This is a genomic window from Undibacterium sp. Ji22W (assembly GCF_049340305.1).
Taxonomy (GTDB): domain Bacteria; phylum Pseudomonadota; class Gammaproteobacteria; order Burkholderiales; family Burkholderiaceae_D; genus Undibacterium.
The window spans coordinates 51,048-67,520 of sequence record NZ_JBMPOU010000003.1 but is presented as its reverse complement, the minus strand read 5'-3'; the positions used below and the strand labels follow the sequence as shown (position 1 = coordinate 67,520).

Annotated in this window: 14 protein-coding genes; 9 read left to right on the top strand and 5 right to left on the bottom strand. The window is 54.7% G+C overall.

Translation table 11 applies throughout. The features are described from left to right. Positions 1 to 31: 31 nt before the first annotated feature. The gene (locus ACO0KW_RS12985; protein ID WP_423053560.1) at positions 32 to 592 is read left to right on the top strand and encodes a hypothetical protein; all 561 of its coding nucleotides are present in this window, start codon (positions 32 to 34) and stop codon (positions 590 to 592) included. A gap of 317 nt (positions 593 to 909) precedes the next feature. Here the strand turns inward: ACO0KW_RS12985 and ACO0KW_RS12980 are convergent, their stop codons facing one another. From ACO0KW_RS12980 to ACO0KW_RS12965, 4 genes are all read right to left on the bottom strand, one after another. Then, on the bottom strand, positions 910 to 2,115 hold the full coding sequence (locus ACO0KW_RS12980) for a multidrug effflux MFS transporter (RefSeq protein WP_423053559.1): 1,206 nt from the start codon (positions 2,113 to 2,115) through the stop codon (positions 910 to 912). Positions 2,116 to 2,349: 234 nt separating this feature from the next. After that, on the bottom strand, positions 2,350 to 3,615 hold the full coding sequence (locus tag ACO0KW_RS12975) for an MFS transporter (protein WP_423053558.1): 1,266 nt from the start codon (positions 3,613 to 3,615) through the stop codon (positions 2,350 to 2,352). After that, on the bottom strand, positions 3,612 to 4,598 hold the full coding sequence (locus ACO0KW_RS12970; protein WP_423053557.1) for an ester cyclase: 987 nt from the start codon (positions 4,596 to 4,598) through the stop codon (positions 3,612 to 3,614). The genes ACO0KW_RS12975 and ACO0KW_RS12970 overlap by 4 nt, the downstream gene beginning before the upstream one ends. A 20-nt stretch (positions 4,599 to 4,618) precedes the next feature. Next, positions 4,619 to 7,309, bottom strand: a complete 2,691-nt coding sequence (locus ACO0KW_RS12965; protein ID WP_423053555.1) for a TonB-dependent receptor — start codon at positions 7,307 to 7,309, stop codon at positions 4,619 to 4,621. 319 nt (positions 7,310 to 7,628) lie between these two features. Between ACO0KW_RS12965 and ACO0KW_RS12960 the strand changes: the two genes are divergently transcribed. Both ACO0KW_RS12960 and ACO0KW_RS12955 read left to right on the top strand, forming a co-directional pair. Further along, entirely contained in the window at positions 7,629 to 8,714 is a 1,086-nt protein-coding gene (locus tag ACO0KW_RS12960; protein WP_423053553.1) for a LacI family DNA-binding transcriptional regulator, read from the top strand. Continuing rightward, positions 8,711 to 9,478 (top strand): HpcH/HpaI aldolase family protein, encoded by a 768-nt coding sequence (locus ACO0KW_RS12955; protein WP_423053551.1) that lies wholly within the window; start codon positions 8,711 to 8,713, stop codon positions 9,476 to 9,478. The genes ACO0KW_RS12960 and ACO0KW_RS12955 overlap by 4 nt, the downstream gene beginning before the upstream one ends. Before the next feature lie 38 nt (positions 9,479 to 9,516). Here ACO0KW_RS12955 and ACO0KW_RS12950 read toward each other — a convergent pair whose 3' ends face one another. Next, positions 9,517 to 10,485 (bottom strand): ester cyclase, encoded by a 969-nt coding sequence (locus ACO0KW_RS12950; RefSeq protein ID WP_423053549.1) that lies wholly within the window; start codon positions 10,483 to 10,485, stop codon positions 9,517 to 9,519. Positions 10,486 to 10,717: 232 nt separating this feature from the next. Between ACO0KW_RS12950 and hisD the strand changes: the two genes are divergently transcribed. The 6 genes from hisD (at position 10,718) to ACO0KW_RS12920 (ending at position 16,305) form a co-directional block, all read left to right on the top strand. After that, on the top strand, positions 10,718 to 11,995 hold the full coding sequence (gene hisD / locus ACO0KW_RS12945) for a histidinol dehydrogenase (protein ID WP_423053547.1): 1,278 nt from the start codon (positions 10,718 to 10,720) through the stop codon (positions 11,993 to 11,995). Then, a complete protein-coding gene (locus ACO0KW_RS12940) occupies positions 11,992 to 12,756 on the top strand; it encodes an SDR family NAD(P)-dependent oxidoreductase (protein WP_423053545.1) in 765 nt (254 codons plus the stop codon). The genes hisD and ACO0KW_RS12940 overlap by 4 nt, the downstream gene beginning before the upstream one ends. Positions 12,757 to 12,775: 19 nt before the next feature. Continuing rightward, positions 12,776 to 13,771, top strand: a complete 996-nt coding sequence (locus tag ACO0KW_RS12935; protein WP_423053543.1) for a cupin domain-containing protein — start codon at positions 12,776 to 12,778, stop codon at positions 13,769 to 13,771. Continuing rightward, entirely contained in the window at positions 13,772 to 14,509 is a 738-nt protein-coding gene (locus ACO0KW_RS12930) for an alpha/beta fold hydrolase (RefSeq protein ID WP_423053541.1), read from the top strand. A 91-nt stretch (positions 14,510 to 14,600) separates the two neighbouring features. Further along, entirely contained in the window at positions 14,601 to 14,804 is a 204-nt protein-coding gene (locus tag ACO0KW_RS12925; RefSeq protein WP_423053539.1) for a hypothetical protein, read from the top strand. Positions 14,805 to 14,871: 67 nt separating this feature from the next. Next, positions 14,872 to 16,305, top strand: coding sequence for a pyridoxal phosphate-dependent decarboxylase family protein (locus ACO0KW_RS12920; protein ID WP_423053537.1), 1,434 nt, complete (start codon positions 14,872 to 14,874; stop codon positions 16,303 to 16,305). Positions 16,306 to 16,473 lie beyond the last annotated feature (168 nt).

Here is a 16,473-nt window from a genome sequence, read left to right as displayed (position 1 = left end):
GCACGCACCAACATTAATAGTGAGCATCTCTATGAGCAACGATTTGACCATCTACCCAACCCTTCCCCTTGTCGAACAAATTCTTACACCATGGCAGGAGAGAATTGGTGCCGACTACCAAGGCTACAAAAATCACGTTTATCGGATGCTGCATTGCTGCTTCGCTTTGGCACCGTGCAGCGATGAAGATCGACAAAAACTTATCATTGCAGCCTGTCATCACGACATCGGAATCTGGTCTGATCACACCGTCGACTATCTACCGCCTTCCATACGGGAAGCCGTGCAGTACCTCAAGATTCATGAATTAACACAATGGGAACAAGAGATCAGTTTACTCATTGACCTCCACCACAAGATTCGAACCATTCGTGGGCCGATCGCAGACAAGTTTCCCTTGCTGGAAGTCTTTAGACGAGCCGACCTTGCGGACTTCTCACTTGGATTGATTTTAGGAGGAGTGCCATCTCCATTCATGAAGCGCTTAAAGCAAGAATTTCCCAACGCCGGGTTCCACAAGATGCTAATGAAAGCAGCGGGCGGATGGTTTGCTCGCCATCCTTTGTCGGCTCCGCCATTCATGAAATGGTAGATCGAAAAACACGTATCCTATAATGGTGTGGTGTTGGCCGTATTTTACGGTCGCGCTTCACCTTCAAGTTCATCCGATTAACTATTTGTATGAAGTAAGCTGGTAAATCGCCACGAAACGTGCCACGAATTTGCATCAAAATCTGCCACCTTTTCTGCACAGTAAATCAGCCATGTAACTAGCAAAAAATAATAACTTGATAACCGCACAAAATCGATTATTCAACCATATCATTTGCGACATCAGAACCACTGAAAATTTTTTTGTACGAGAAAAGAAATCAAATTTCAGCCTTCGGTTTCACAATCGTTTTGTTTTTACGTCTGTGTTGAGCGCCTGTACGCACGGCCGATATACCACAACGATATTCCGATCGAGGCAATAGCTAATTGGCCGAGCGCTAGAGCCAGCGCCGAATGATCCAAGGCGGGCGCAATGACACCTGCAACTAAAGCTCCTAGCAAGGTCACCAATGCCGACTGACATGAGGCGACGATGCCGCGAATAGTCGGAAACAGATCAAGCACCAGCAAGGTCGCTCCTGGCGCAACCATTGACATACCAAAACAGTAGAAGAATAAAGGAACGACCGACCAAGGTAACCTAGCTGCAAAAAATAAATGGAATACGACATTGCTCAATACTGCGCCACCAAGAAATACAAAACCAATGTTCACTTGCTTCCAGACAGATATTTTTCCTGCCAGACGATTTGCGGCCAATGCACCTAAAAATATACCACCAACTGAGGGAATAAATTGCCAGCCAAATTGATCGAGTCCTAATTTGAGGTGTTGCGTAATAAATGCAGGCGCAGCCGAAACATATAAAAATAGTCCGGCAAAATTACACGCAACCGTGCCTGTCTTTAAATAAAACAAGGGTGATTTAAAAACACTTCGATAGCTCTTCCATAAAAATTCAGCACTAAATGGCTGACGCCGCTCGACAGGTAATGACTCCGGCAAACGCTTATAACATGCCCATAATAAAATCAGAGAATAGATAAATAGAAGGAGGAAAATACTGCGCCAATTAAAATACGTCACGACCCAGCCACCAAGGATAGGGGCGATCGCTGGCGCGATTGAAAATATCATGGTTACCAAGGACAACAAGCGCTCAGCTGGTGCGCCCTCATAAAGGTCACGAATAATTGCCCGACCAATAACCAAACCGGCGCCAGCAGAGACGCCTTGCAAAATTCGGAACCCCCATAAATAATGAATACTATGCGCCGAGGCACAACCAAAACTAGCAACGGCAAACACGGCAAGAGCGACTAAGATAACGTTGCGGCGGCCAAAGGCATCAGACAACGCACCATGCCATAGGGTCATCGCAGCAAACGACAGCATGTAAGCAGTGAGCGTTTGCTGGACTTCGATTGCGCTGGCAGACAAACTTGATCGTATCGCTGGAAACGCTGGTAAATAAGTGTCAATCGAGAACGGCCCCAACATCGCCAGCGCTGCAAGTAAAATTGCCAGTGCAGCATTCGAACGTTGGGGTGCATTACTCATCAATTTTTCCACTACAGTAGCGTAGACTTCATTGTCATTCCCCGATTGCTTTAGTCGGGGATCTCGCTTTCTAGCAACTTCGTGCCAAGCACGGCATTGTCAGCTGAAATTTTTCCAACAAAATTTATCAAGCAATTGGCATTAATTATCATGCACGCCGCTGGTTTTCATGGTGAACTTCTTACGGCGCCGATGCACGATTCATACGCGATTCATACCCGGTGCATGCCCCGGCTACCCAGAATTTTTTGACGCATCAGCATCTTTGCTCCTAGTAGCCTCTGCACGCGTTAAGGTCTCTGGCAGGCTCCACCAAAGCATCGCGCCGGCCAAGAATGTAGCTGCGCCGATATACATAATTGTTTTCAGGCCGAGATTCTGCGCGATCGACCCGGCCAGCAGCGCACCGAACAGCGACATAACTCGCCCCCAGTTGAAGATCGAGGCTGCGGTGGCGCGCAGATGCGCAGGATATAACTCGGCAAAATACGGTCCCCAGACGCAGATCGAGACGAAGCTAAAGCCGTATGCAAATCCCACCCCGGCGTACATGATCGGGCTAGGCTGCGCGTTTAAGTAGACGACAATGAAAATGGCAGCAAGGAGGAAACCGAGGGCGTTGAAACGGCGTCCAAAACGGTCGCCCAGCAGGCCCCATATGAGCGCGCCAAGCATCGATCCAAGGTGCATCGCCGTCATGGTCTTGCCCACCAGGTCGGTCGAAAAGCCGTGATCTTCCTTTAGAAATGTGGTGATCCACCCGTTAAAGGCTTGAAAGGCGAAAAAATTCAGCCCACACAACAACACCAAGCGCAGTGTTAGTTTCCAGTAGCCGTTGGTGAACAACTCGACGATCGCGAAACGCGGTGCTTTCAGGTTTTGCGCATCCTCTCCGCCCCAAGAGCGCAAGGAGCGATCCGCGGGCACCAGCAGAAATACGGCAAGCGAGGCGGCGAGCGCACCGCAGCCGCCAACTACCATCACTGACTGCCACTGGTCGGCATAATGGCGGCCGAACCAAGACAGAACGGCGTCGCCGCCGTTATAGACCAGTTGGACGATACCGCCGATCAGGCCGCGCGAGGTAGCCGCAAACAGGCCGATATACAAGCTGACCGCGCATCCGAACACACCTCCCATGAAAAAACCCATGACGAAGCGTTGAGCTAGCGCAGTCGGATAGCTGTGCACACCAAGCGAAAAAATCGACGCGATGCCGAAGCCGGCCGCGATCAACGCAAAAGTATTGCGGCGACTGTAGCGGTCGGCGAAGTTGGGCACGATGATCGCGCCAAACAACGCCCCCAACGCCTGCAGGCTGTAGAACGAGGCGACCTGTTCCTTGCTCAGCCCCAGCGACTGCGCCATGTAAGGGCGCAAGAAATTTTCGGTATTCCAGCAAAACGCATAGAACACGTACACCGACATGATGGCGGCGAAAATGAGCCAGCGCCTTGACGCGCTAAGATCTTCCGCGCGCACCGCCACCGCGCTATTCATCGCACCATGTCCATCACGTCGCAGCCCATCTGCAACAGCAAATCGAGTTGGTCGATGAACACCCAGTTCTCGCGCAACAAGTCGTCCTCGCGACGCCAGAAATCCATTACCCGCATACTGATCCGTTGCTGCGTGGCGGGAGCCCCCAGCCAAGGGCCACAGTGGGTCGCCCGCACCGACGGCCAGCCGGTCGAACCGACATAGGCGCCTTCGCCGATGCGCGCCTTGTGGTCGCCGCCGATCCGGTCAGGGAAAGCCGTGAGAAACGTGCGCTGGTGGACATCTTGGAAGCCCTTCAGGCCGCGGCTGGTGCCAATGCCGGATGGACCGTACCACATCATGCTCGGGTGCCAGAAGCGTTCCTGCGCCATGCTCTCCAAGCTCTTGCCATCGTACTCCATCAGACCCTTAATCATGGCCTCGACCAGCTTCAGGCTACGCAGCCCCTCATCTGGCGAAGGCGTACCCAACATCACGCCATCCATGCTACTTGGCCCCGGCACCCGGTCATCCGGACCAGGACTGCGCGGCAGCAGCGCCGGCCAGCGGCCAGCCTGGCGCAGCACGTCGAGGATATCGAGGATCAGGTACACTTCGCGCACCTTACCATCCTCGATCCTGCTGAATTCCCCGAAGCGAACGTTAAGCACCTTACCGGTGGCCGGAATGCCGAGCCAGTCAGCAGTGAAGGTGCCCGTGTAATACCCAGTCGCCCCCACCCAATCGCCGTTTTTGAACTCACCGGTAAGCAGGATATCGTCGCGCCGCTCAAGGTCGGGCAGCGCGGCCAGGAACGGCCGCCAGAAATTAGCGAGCACCGCGGCCGCACCCTGGTGAGAGTTGATGGGATGTGGACCGTGCCAGGCAACGTCGGCATGGTACATGTCCCCCAAGGCTTCTGGCCAGTGTTCGGGCGGCAACTTCGCTAGCCCTGCCAGCGCGCTGGCGTAACAAACTTTTGCTTCCTGTATCGAGGTATTCATTCAACTTTTCCCAGTAAAAATCAGAACGATTTGTAGCTAACCCGCAGGCCGTAAGTGCGCGGTGGCGCGGCGCTCACCTGCAAGGCGCCACCGCCGCCCCACACGAAGCGGTTCAGCGTGGTCTTGTCGGTCGCATTGTCGACGAAGAACTGGGCGCTCCAGCTGTTGTTGATTTTCCAGTTCAGCTTCAGGTCAGCCTTGATGTATGCGCCCTGCTTCTCGATGCTGGCGTTGGTCGGCTGGCCGTAGAAACCATCAGAAAAGCTCACTACGATCATTGGCGTCAACTTTCCGCCCATTGACAGCAGGTAATCATACGAAGCATACAAGGAACCCTGAAAGCGCGGTGAATAAGGTACCCGCTTGCCCGACAGATCGCAGCCGAATGCGGCACTAGGCTGGCCGACGCCGCCGGTTCCGTTCAGTAAACCACAGCTATAGCCCGGCGCGAATACGCGTCGCTGGCCGGCCGGGGCGATCGTGACGCCATTCACGATGGTGGCGGCGGCGCTGGCATCGGTGACCAGGATCGAGGTGCCGAATGGCAGCGCGGCATCGGGGAAGCTAGTGTACTTGGCATCGAGCAGCGACAGCGTACCGCCGATCAGCAGATCGTCGGTCGCCATCCATTCTAATTCTGCCTCGACACCGTTGGCCTTGGCTTTGGCTGCGTTAAAAATTGTAGAAATCGTGGTAGCGCCAACCGGTACCTGGCGCTGTTCCTGCAGATTGGTGTAACTGTTGCTGAAAGCCGCCAGGTTTAGCTGTAGGCTGTTGCCGAGGAAACGGTTTTTCGAGCCAATTTCAATCGCATTGACCTCTTCCGGCTGGAAAGTACGCACACTCTCAAGTGCTTGGCCCGAATTAAAGCCGCCGGAACGGAAGCCGGTCGAATACGAGGCGTACAGCAGATTGTTCTTGGCTAGCTTGTAGTCAAGCGCTATGCGCCCGGTCGACTTAGCGAACTCCTTTTGCGAATAGGTCGCACCGAGCAGGATTGACGGATCAGCTGGGTCGCAATAGAAGCCTGGGCCGCGCGCCGGCACGCAGTTCGACACGCCCGCCGCACCATAGGCCGAGCTCGGCACCGCCGGGGTGGCAAAGCTGATCTGGGTTGCATCGGGCTGGCCGCTGGCGTTGCGCGGCAATACCGAGTTTGCGTTGGCGAAGCGGAAATCCTTCTTGTCGACAGTCCGGCGGGCGCCAACGGTAATGGTCATCTGGTCGGTCGCTTGGTAGGCGAACTGCGCATAGAGCGCATTCGATTCTGTTACCGCGAACGGATCGTCGTAGAAACCGGCGCCGTTCTGCGGCAGTGTGAGGGGCGCCGCCAGGCTAGCCGAGCGAATCGTACGCGGTAGCTGCTGACTGATAAAGGTGCCGCGCAGCTTGTCCTTGAAGTAATAATAGCCAGCCACATAGCGCAACGGGCCTGTGCCTTCCGACAGAATCTGGACTTCTTGCGAGAAGGTCTTGGCAGTGGTCTTTTGGTAGTCGATCGCGATCGTGGAAGCCGACATGTCGGAGTCGGACGTGCGCTCGGTCTCGAAATCGGCGTAGCCGGTAATCGATTTCAAGCTAAACGCGTCGAAGCGGTACGCCATGTCGAACGAGGCGCTCTTGTCTTTGAGTTTAAGGAAAGACTGATAGTCGGTGTCGACGCGATACGGGTTGCCAGCCTTGTACAGCGGCACGCCAAGGTCGACGCTGCTGCCAGTTGCATTGGTACCTGTGCCTGCGGCAGCACCGCTGCTGCGTGTGCAGTCATTGATGCCATCGCGATTGCCAGGACGGACATTGAAAACGTACAGCGAGGCGTTGAACAGCTGCTGGCAAGTTGCCTTGTCAAGGTAGGTTCCTGCCTGCTTGTAGCCGAAGGCCGAGCCGCCATTGCCGCCTTGGTCAGTGGAATCAACGCGCAGCGTCGCCTGGAAACGGTCGTTCGGCTTGAATTTGACGGCGACCCGCCCGTATTTCAGGTCCTGGTCGAACAGGTCTGCGGCAGGATTAAAGTCGTTTTTGACGAAACCATCGGCCTTGTCGCTGGAGACGGCGACGCGCACCGCCAGCATGTCGTTGATCGGGAAATTAAGCATGCCTTCGAGGCGCAGCTTGCTGAACGAGCCCAGTTGGACGCTGCCAGCAGCCTGGAATTTATCGAGCACTGGCGCGGCAGTGATGACCGAGACGTTGCCGCCGAACGTATTGCGGCCATACAGTGTTCCCTGCGGACCGCGCTGGATCTCGACCCGTTCGATATCGACGAAGCTGGCCAGCGCTTGCTGGGCGCGTGACTTGTAGATGCCGTCGACAAAATAACCAATCGTCGTGTCGCCATTGACCGCAACGTTCTCGGTACGCACGCCGCGCATCGCTGGACGTGCGTCGGTGCCAGAGCGGCCGAAAGTAAAACCAGGCGACATGCCCTCCATTTGCGACAGGTCAGTGATATTGCGGTCACCCAGTTGCTCGGCGGTGAGTGCGCTCACCGAAATCGGCACAGACTGCTTATTCTCCGGACGGCGCTGAGCAGTCACGACGACACTTTGCAACTCCCCCTTTGCGGTAGACACGTCTTGCGCACTGGCGTCCTGCGCCACCGCGGTAGCAGGCAGCGCCTGCGCAAAAGCTACTCCTCCGCCTAATCCGTACGCTGCGCCAAATGCGAGCGCCAATTGTGTTACCAATGTTTTGCGGGACCACGTTTTCATTACTTATCTCCTTGTATGATTTTCAGGTGTCTATATCAACGCTTGTACTTCGAATGCATATTGAATCGTGCCGCAATCTTCTACTACTGGTGAACAATTAAGATCGCATCATTGACAAGCGATATTAGAATACCGTTGCATTCGCAGTCAATAAGATTTAAGAAAATTGTCGTTGTTTGTGTAAAATAAGTGACATGAAGAAAATTTGCACTATAAAGACCTTTAGCGAGATCCGATTGCAGTCGGATGCAACACTAACGCTGTTTCCGGTAGATTTTTCGGCTATACTAACCCAACACTAACCTCCAAGGTCTGCAAAATGGCTAGCAAAAAGAACCTACCCGTCACCTCCGAAGTTACACCACAAAAAAAACGTAGTGCCACCTCCTACGATGTCGCTATGCTCGCGGGCGTCTCGCAATCAGCGGTCTCGCGTTGCTTTAAACCCGGTGCCAGCGTCTCGCCCGAAACTCGAGCGCGGGTACTTAAGGCTACCAAGGAGCTTGATTACATTCCTAATGCGCTGGCGCGCAGCTTGATCACGCGGCGATCAAACTTGGTCGCGGTCTTGATCTCAAACCTGACTAATCTGTATTACCCTGAAGTCCTGTCGGAACTGAGCAAGCAATTCGTTAGCAAGGGTATGCGCATCCTTTTATTTACAGTTCCTCACGAGAGCGATATCGACCAAACCATCACCCAGATTTGGCAATACCAAGTCGACGGCGTGATTGCTGCCACCCGACTATCACTCGAACATGTGACAGAATTCGAGCGGCACGGCATTCCGCTAGTACTGTACAACCGCACCCTAGCCGAGAAAAGCGTCGATGCCGTCGTCTGCGATCAGATCGAGGGCGCACGTATCTTGGTATCGCGCTTGGCAGCCGCAGGCCACCAACGCTTTGCAATTATCAGCGGCCCGACAGATTCAGTGGTCGGACAGGAACGCACCCGTGGCGCACGCGAACGCGTGCTCGAACTAGGTCTACGTGAACCGCAGGTGGTGATGGGACACTACGACTACCAAAGCGGCGTTAATGGCCTACGCCAATTGATGAAGAACCGCGCCAGCGCGCCAGATGCCATCATCTGCGGCAACGACATCATGGCCATCGGTTGCATCGACGCGGCGCGTCACGAGTTTCGAATCGACGTGCCAAAAATGCTCTCTGTGGCCGGGTTTGATGGCGTGGAGCCCTCAACTTGGATGAGCCATAACCTAACAACCCTGCGCCAACCCGTTCAGAAAATGGCGCAAGCTGCCGCCGAAATGTTGCTTTCACTGATCGACAACCATACATCAAGTCCAGAAAAACGCGTCTTCAGCGCGCAATTTATCGAGGGCGGCACCTCGCGCTTGGATCATCCAGTACCGCCCGCAACAAAAAAGGAGCAAAAATGACGACCACTCGCACTTTCCGCGAACGCCTGCGTCAGCGAGAGCTGATGATGGGTACTTTCTTAAAAACCCCCTCCGCCATTGTCTGCGAGGTACTCGGACTGTCGCCACTAGACTGCATCTGCATTGATGCAGAACATGCGCCGTTCGGCCGCATGGAGCTCGACAGCTGTCTGGCCGCATTACGCGCAGCGAGGATGCCCTCCTTGGTAAGAGTTCAAAGCGATAGCGCCGGCGAAATCCTGAGTGCGCTCGATTCGGGCGCTACTGGACTAGTGCTGCCGCACGTTGTATCGGGTGAACAGGCCGCTGCGATCGTGCGCAACTCCCACTACAGTACGTCCGGTCGCGGATACGCGGGCTCGAGCCGAGCGGCAAATTACACCACCAAGTCAATGGCACAACACCTACACGACAGCGGCGCCACCACTACCGTCATCGCCCAGATCGAAGATGCGCATGCGCTGCCACACCTGGACGCAATCGCCGCGACCGAGGGGATTGACTGCCTGTTCGTGGGACGCATGGACCTGACCCTATCCCTGGGCGCTAACAGTCCGACCGACGCGATCGTCGTCGACGCGGTCGAACGGATTTGTGAGGCTGGGATCCGCCATGGCAAGGCGGTTGGTATGTTCGTGCCTGGCGGTGAAGACTGCATGGATTGGCAGCGCAAAGGAGCCACCCTGTTCCTACTTGCATCAGACCAGCAATTTCTGTTGGACGGTGCGCGCGCCCTGATGAGTAAGATCGCACCGCACCCCTGAACGCGGAACGCGCGGCGCCACTCCTACGGCGCCCGCGCTTATCGGGCCAGCACCTGCATCCACAAAGCGATTTCGTCCAGCAAGACCCATTCGCGCAGGACACGACCACGGAAAAATTCGACGTGATTAATCCCCAGTATCTCCAACGGCTTGCCAGACGGCGTACCAAACATGGTTCCACCGCTGTGCACCGCACGGGCACGCCAGCGTAACGCGACACGATCCGCACGCCCATCGCCCTGCTGAAATGCGAGGTGCTCAACCTCGAAGGACTCCACCTTTAACGCACCGAACAGGGCACCCCAAAACTGTTGCACCTCATCTTGCCCATAACACACCTGCCCACCAGGACCAAGCTGATGAACCGCATCATCGTAAGTCAAGGCCACGCTGGCGCGCCCAAAAGCTAACTCCTGCAGCGCTTGGGCGTAACGTTGAGCCTGAGACTCTTTACTCAGATGAGAGTGATAGCCAGCCGGCGCCGGTCCCGCCACGGGCTTTACCCAGCCGCCGGCCGCATCCAGCCATCGTTGCGCCAACTCACTTGGGGCAAGGCCGATCTGACGTGCGATCGCCCCCTGGTCACGCACCAGCCATTCATGGATGATGCGATTGTCCTTGCAAACGCAATCGGCGATTGTGCGCACATGAATTCTGTTCCCTGTCGGGCTACCAAAGTTGCCTGCGCCCAGATGCGTCATCGTCGAAATGATGCGGTGTGAACTAAGGTAACCACCCTCATCGTCGCCGGAGACGATAATGTCCTCGGCCAATAGACGCCTATCAGGAAACTGAACCAGCGTAGCGCGAGTCCCATCAATGACGCTAGAGAGCGCTGTACTCACCGATGACGGCGTTTCGACTACGCACGGATCGGAATAATAGCGCTCGATGTCGCCCAGCCGCCCGCCCTCCCAGATTCTGTCAGTAATGACCCGGATGTACTGATCCAAGTCGGTAAATTCAGAATCAAAACCGGCCATGCCACCCTTATTCTGCTCGCTCATTACACACCCCTTTATTTTCTGGATTATCCCACTGCCACACAATCGCGCAACAGCAACTTCGACCTCAATAGACTTCGAATGCAAATTATTGTAACAAATTGACGAATTTTTGTGAGTTTATTTATTCTTCTCAACGCAAAATATAAAAATAAGCATTGCATTCGAAGTCAATTGCGCGAATAATATACTTCATCACTCAACCTGCATTTCATTCACATGGGAGCAACATCCAATGATCCAGCATCTCAAGCAAGGCAAACCAGTAGAACAAAAAGGTCAGATCGACAGCCAGGTGCGCACGACCGTTGAAGGCATCTTGGCCGACATCGGGCAGCGCGGCGACCTTGCTGTGCGTGAATACTCACAAAAATTTGACAACTGGGCGCCAGATTCTCTGCGCTTGTCCCAGGCCCAGATCGATGAGTGCATCGCCTCATTACCGGCGCAGGCGATCGAGGACATCCGCTTTGCCCAGGCCCAGATCAAACGTTTTGCCCAGGTGCAGCTACTGTCGATGCGCGATGTTGAAGTTGAGACCCTGCCTGGCGTGGTTCTCGGTCACAAAAATATTCCAATGAATTCGGTGGGCTGCTATGTACCGGGCGGGAAGTATCCGCTGCTGGCTTCGGCCCACATGGGTGTGCTCACCGCCAAGGTAGCAGGAGTGAAACGTGTGATCGCGTGTGCTCCTCCTTACCAAGGCAAGCCCGCCGCGGCAATCGTGGCTGCAATGGCAATGGCTGGTGCCGATGAGATCTACGTGGTTGGTGGTGTCCAGGCAGTGGCCATGATGGCGCTCGGCACCGGCAGCGTTGAACCAGTTGACATGTTGGTCGGCCCGGGCAACGCCTATGTAGCCGAAGCCAAGCGCCAGTTGTTTGGGCGAGTTGGTATCGACCTGTTCGCAGGACCGACCGAAACCATGGTGATCTGTGATGACAGCGTCGATGCCGAATTAGTTGCGGTCGACCTGCTCGGTCAGGCCGAGCATGGACCAAATTCGCCGGCGGTGTGTGTCACCACCAGCAAGAAGATCGCACAGGAGCTGCCGGGTCAGATCGACAAAGTGCTCGAACGCCTGTCAACGCGCGACGTAGCAAGTGTGGCATGGAAAGAATACGGCCAGATCATCCTGTGCGACACTGATGAAGAAATGCTGGCTGAATCCGAGCGCATCTGCTCCGAACACGTACAGGTGATGACGCGTGACCCGGACTGGTTTCTGGCGCGCATGACTAATTTCGGCGCAGTCTTTCTCGGCCATCGAACCAATGTCTCCTACGGCGATAAGGTGATCGGCACCAATCATACATTGCCTACCAACCGCGCCGGCCGCTACACGGGCGGTCTGTGGGTCGGCAAGTTTATCAAGACGCACACCTACCAGCGCATACTTACCGACGAGGCCTCGGTGATGATTGGCGAATACTGCTCTCGTTTGTGCGAACTGGAGCACTTCGCTGGCCACAAGGAGCAAGCCGATATCCGTGTGCGGAGGATGTCCAAATGAGTTACCCTAGCCAACAACTAGCTGGGAGGGTAGCGTTGGTCACCGGTGGCGCCGGCGGTCTGGGGCAAGCCATCTGCCAAGCACTTGCAGCTGAGGGGTCGAGCGTCATAGTCGGCTACCACCGCTCAGGCGCTGCCGCCGCGCAGGTTGCTGCTGCCCTTCCTGCCACGCCAATGGGACACGCTGCAATGGCTGCGCCGGTTACGGACAGCGCGATGCTGGCGCAGCTAGCCACAGCCATCGATGCGCGCTTTGGTGCTTTGGACATTTTGGTCAATTGCGCCGGTACCACGCGTTTCGTCGCTCACGCCGACCTAGACGCACTAGACGACACACTCATAGACGAAATTCTCGCCACTAACGTGCGCGGCCCGTTTGCGGCTGTTCGTGCGTTGCGGCCTCTACTGGCGCGTAGCGCGCACGCGCTGGTGGTGAATATTTCCTCAGTCGCGGCGACCTCCGCAATGGGTAGTAACATCATGTACTGTGCATCCAAGGCCGCGGTCGACAACATGACCCGATCGCTGGCGCGTGCGCTCGCGCCTCGGATTCGTGTGCTGTCTGTGGCGCCCGGCCTGGTCGACACCGATTTTGTGCAAGGCTTGGACGCCAATTGGCGTGCCGAACAGAGCGCGCGCACTCCGCTGGCGCGACTCGCCGACCCAACCGAGGTGGCGCGCGCCGTGACGGCCGCCGCCACCCATTTAACTTTTTCCACCGGCGCCATACTTACTGTCGACGGCGGACGCCTTCTAGCCTAAACCTCACATAGAAAATCATATGTCTTTATCCAATTTCATGCGCAAGCGGTTGGTCCGCTATATAGAACTGAAACCTTGCGTCAATGCGTTCATCGATGCCCGCAGCCCAGGCAGCGACAAGAAAGAAAACTTCACCATTATTGGTCCCGGCGTGGCGGAAAATCCCCACCAGCATGTTCATATTCGCGAGCCGCACGGCTTCAATATCGGTGCCGCGCGTCAGCCGCCAGGCTGCACTAATTCCCTGCACAGCCATCAGACGGCCGAAGTCTTCATCGTTCACCAAGGCCGCTGGCGTTTCTACTGGGGCGAACTAGGCGACGCCGGCGAAGTTCTATTGGAACCAGGCGATACAATCTCCATTCCTACCAATGTGTTCCGTGGTTTTGAAAATATAGGCGACGATCTCGGATTCATGTTTGCCGTTCTCGGCGGCGACGATCCGGGTCGCGTCCATTGGGCGCCTCACGTCATTGAGAAGGCACGCTCTTACGGGCTAGTGTTATTGGAAAATGGAAGCCTGATCGACACCACGCTTGGCGAAACGGTTCCGGAGGGCGCGATCGTAGTGCAACCGTCGACACGTCAGAAAATCGCCCACATCCGCGTTCCCGAAGCTGTGGAAATGCTTAGAAACGTCGCCACCCGTAACGCGCTGCACCCGCTCGAAACATCGCAGCTTTCAGGCCTCAATGTACGCGAATTTGCAATCATCGGCCAGTCAGATAACGAGTTAAGCAACCCGGCAATCGCGACGGCGCATGACTTTTCAGTACGCCTCCTCTCGTTTAACGCCGGCGGGAGCACGCCGCTGTATGTGCGCGACGGCGCCGAGGTGTTGCTGGTTCACAGCGGGCAGGTGGAGTGGCGCAACAATATGGGCGAAAGCATCGAGCTGCATCCGGGGGATACATTCACGGTACCGGCCGGAATGGCGCGTAGTTTGCTGGCGTCAAGCGAAGCGGAGCTGTTCGTAGTCACCAACGGGGCCGCCGCACCACGTATCCTTGGCTAGATGATGGCGCCTAACCTCATCTTTTTGCCATGCACCCTTTGCGACGCCCGCGTCTGGCGTCCAGTCGTCGACGCGCTAAGCACGGAATACCCCTGCGCGGCGGCAGAATACGGGGACCAAGACAGCATTGGCACGATGGCCAGCACCATATTGGCAAGCTTTTCGGCGCCCCTGGTGCCTGTCGGGCTGTCGATGGGGGGCATCGTCGCGCTCGAGATGTGGCGCCAAGCGCCCGATCGCATCACCGCGATCGGGCTGTGTGGAACTAACCCGAGCGCAGATACTGCCGCGCGAAAAAGCGCGCGCGCCCTGCAGCTAGCGGTCGCCCAAGCTGACGGCTTGCAAGCGCTCGCCGAACAGCGTCTGGCGCCGGCCTACTTCACCGCCTGCGGAGAGCGACTAGCGCAATTGACGCCGATCGTGGCGGGCATGGCGTGCGATGCCGGCCTCGCCAGGTTCGAGGCGCAATCGGCGGCACTCACCACGCGCGCCGACTCCTGGCCCACCCTACCCACCATCACGGTCCCGGTGCTGGTTTTGTACGGAACCAAGGACAAGATATGCCTGCCGCAAGAACAACAGCGCATGGCCACGTTAATACCGCAAGTCTCACTGCATGCAATTTCACAGGCGGGTCACCTCGCCCCGCTGGAGCAGCCTGCAAGTACCGTCACCCTGATGCGCGCATGGCTCGACAAGATCGGCATCCCTGCATTTAAGAAGCCACAAGACCAGTGACAACGCAGATGCCCATCATCGGTATTCATGAAATGGTAAATCGAAACTTTTGAAATTAAAACTCCTCCCGTAGAGCGAAAGGCCTTTAGGGATGGCAATAAAAATCAACATCCATGTTCATGGGTTTTCATTTGAACCAAAAGCACATTTACCCGCACTTGCTGCGCTGGATACGTGCTTCATTATTCAGCAGCTATTGGACGAAGTCATAAAGCGTCTGGACGAATGCAATTGGCCTATTATTGAAGAGCCCGTAATTCGTGCTGGTGCGTCAGGTAAGATTGAATTCGTGTAGGTTCACGACCATGACTTTAAACTGATCGAACGCTTGGTATTACTCTGAATTTTCTCAATAGAATGATATGAATCAATCTCAATTTCCTTCATCTGCCTTCATCGACCCTCGAGGCGAGAACAAAGCTGAAATAGATCAACTCGCCCAGCAAGTTTTTAGGATTCTTTTGAATCACTTACAAGCTGCAAGCATTAGTTCGCCATTGCCACAAACAACACCGCTTCCATTTCCGATAGAGATTCCAAACCAACCTATCTCGGAACGCGAAATACTCAATCAACTACAAACGATCCTAGCCAGTTCAATGAACGCGGCAAATCCGTCTTTCATCGGACATATGGACTCCATGCCGACCACCTTTTCTATTTTGGGCGAAATGGTGACTTCGGCGATCAATAACAATATGCTGAGTCTGGAAATGTCACCGTTATTGTCACGATTAGAGTCCCTTTTACTTCGAGAGTTTGCGACTTTGTTTGGCTTTAGCAACGATGCTGGCGGCGTGATGCTCAGCGGTGGAAGTTTAGCCAATTTGCAAGCCTTAGCCGTTGCGCGCAATGTGAAATTTGACGCGTTTAATCACGGTATAACCGGGCAAACATCTTCACCCGTTTTATTCGCTTCCGAAGTGGCGCATACCTCCATTCAGAAAGCAGCCATGCTTCTTGGTTTGGGTGCATCAGCGGTGATCCCAATCAAGACAAATTCTGACTCGCGAATGGATGTAAGCGAATTGAGAGTTGCGATTGAGAGCGCGAAGCAGAACGGTAAAACGCCCTTCTGTGTTGTGGCCACGGCGGGCACAACAACGACCGGGAATATTGATCCACTAGTAGAAATCAGCGAAGTGGCTCGCCAATATGGGCTCTGGTTTCACGTCGATGCGGCGTATGGGGGTGCATTAGTTTTATCGGAAAGTCAGCGTCAGAGATTGGTCGGCATTGAACATGCCGATTCAATTACGTTTAACCCGCAGAAATGGCTCTATGTCGCAAAGACTTGTGCCATGGTTCTTTTCAGAGATATGGAAACCTTGGTCAATGCTTTTCGAATTCATGCCCCATACATGCGCGACTCTGGCGAGTTCATCAATCTTGGTGAAATAAGCGTTCAAGGGACACGTCATGCTGAAATATTAAAGCTATGGTTATCACTACAGCATATTGGACGAAGTGGCTATGCTCAGTTGATAGAAAATAGTTATTTGCTCTCAGATTTCTTTATGGAGGAAGTAAAGAGACGCCCTTTTTTAGAAATGGCAGGCAAATCAGACACAAACATCATCTGCTTTCGAGGCGTTCCTGCGTGGCTTCAACAAAGTGAATGGGATGATTGGAATTCACGCTTACAATCACATTTACTTCACAAGAGAAAGATATTCTTGTCGCTGCCAACTTATCTTGGTGCACGCTGGCTAAGGGCAGTTATTCTTAATCCTTACACCAACGAAGAGACCTTAAGTGGTTTATTCAATGAGATCGATGCCTTTGCAAAAGCGTAGTACTCATTGACAAAACGCGATCCAACGAAACGCCAAATTGGCCCTGGTGACGTAACAGCATTTGTAAACTTTCTACGCCTTGGCTGAACGATGCTCCCGCAGCAATCCAACATATGTTATCGAGTTGGTAGCGTGATCGTTGAAATCCTGTTTCAACGATCAAGAGTA

Excerpts from the sequence above, each read along its gene's own strand:
- ACO0KW_RS12925 (WP_423053539.1), top strand. The coding sequence starts at position 14,601 with ATGGCAATAAAAATCAACATCCATGTTCATGGGTTTTCATTTGAACCA.
- ACO0KW_RS12920 (WP_423053537.1), top strand. The coding sequence starts at position 14,872 with ATGAATCAATCTCAATTTCCTTCATCTGCCTTCATCGACCCTCGAGGC.
- ACO0KW_RS12940 (WP_423053545.1), top strand. The coding sequence starts at position 11,992 with ATGAGTTACCCTAGCCAACAACTAGCTGGGAGGGTAGCGTTGGTCACC.
- ACO0KW_RS12985 (WP_423053560.1), top strand. The coding sequence starts at position 32 with ATGAGCAACGATTTGACCATCTACCCAACCCTTCCCCTTGTCGAACAA.
- ACO0KW_RS12955 (WP_423053551.1), top strand. The coding sequence starts at position 8,711 with ATGACGACCACTCGCACTTTCCGCGAACGCCTGCGTCAGCGAGAGCTG.
- ACO0KW_RS12965 (WP_423053555.1), bottom strand. The coding sequence starts at position 7,309 with ATGAAAACGTGGTCCCGCAAAACATTGGTAACACAATTGGCGCTCGCA.
- ACO0KW_RS12930 (WP_423053541.1), top strand. The coding sequence starts at position 13,772 with ATGATGGCGCCTAACCTCATCTTTTTGCCATGCACCCTTTGCGACGCC.
- ACO0KW_RS12975 (WP_423053558.1), bottom strand. The coding sequence starts at position 3,615 with ATGAATAGCGCGGTGGCGGTGCGCGCGGAAGATCTTAGCGCGTCAAGG.
- ACO0KW_RS12935 (WP_423053543.1), top strand. The coding sequence starts at position 12,776 with ATGTCTTTATCCAATTTCATGCGCAAGCGGTTGGTCCGCTATATAGAA.
- ACO0KW_RS12970 (WP_423053557.1), bottom strand. The coding sequence starts at position 4,598 with ATGAATACCTCGATACAGGAAGCAAAAGTTTGTTACGCCAGCGCGCTG.
- hisD (WP_423053547.1), top strand. The coding sequence starts at position 10,718 with ATGATCCAGCATCTCAAGCAAGGCAAACCAGTAGAACAAAAAGGTCAG.
- ACO0KW_RS12980 (WP_423053559.1), bottom strand. The coding sequence starts at position 2,115 with ATGAGTAATGCACCCCAACGTTCGAATGCTGCACTGGCAATTTTACTT.
- ACO0KW_RS12960 (WP_423053553.1), top strand. The coding sequence starts at position 7,629 with ATGGCTAGCAAAAAGAACCTACCCGTCACCTCCGAAGTTACACCACAA.
- ACO0KW_RS12950 (WP_423053549.1), bottom strand. The coding sequence starts at position 10,485 with ATGAGCGAGCAGAATAAGGGTGGCATGGCCGGTTTTGATTCTGAATTT.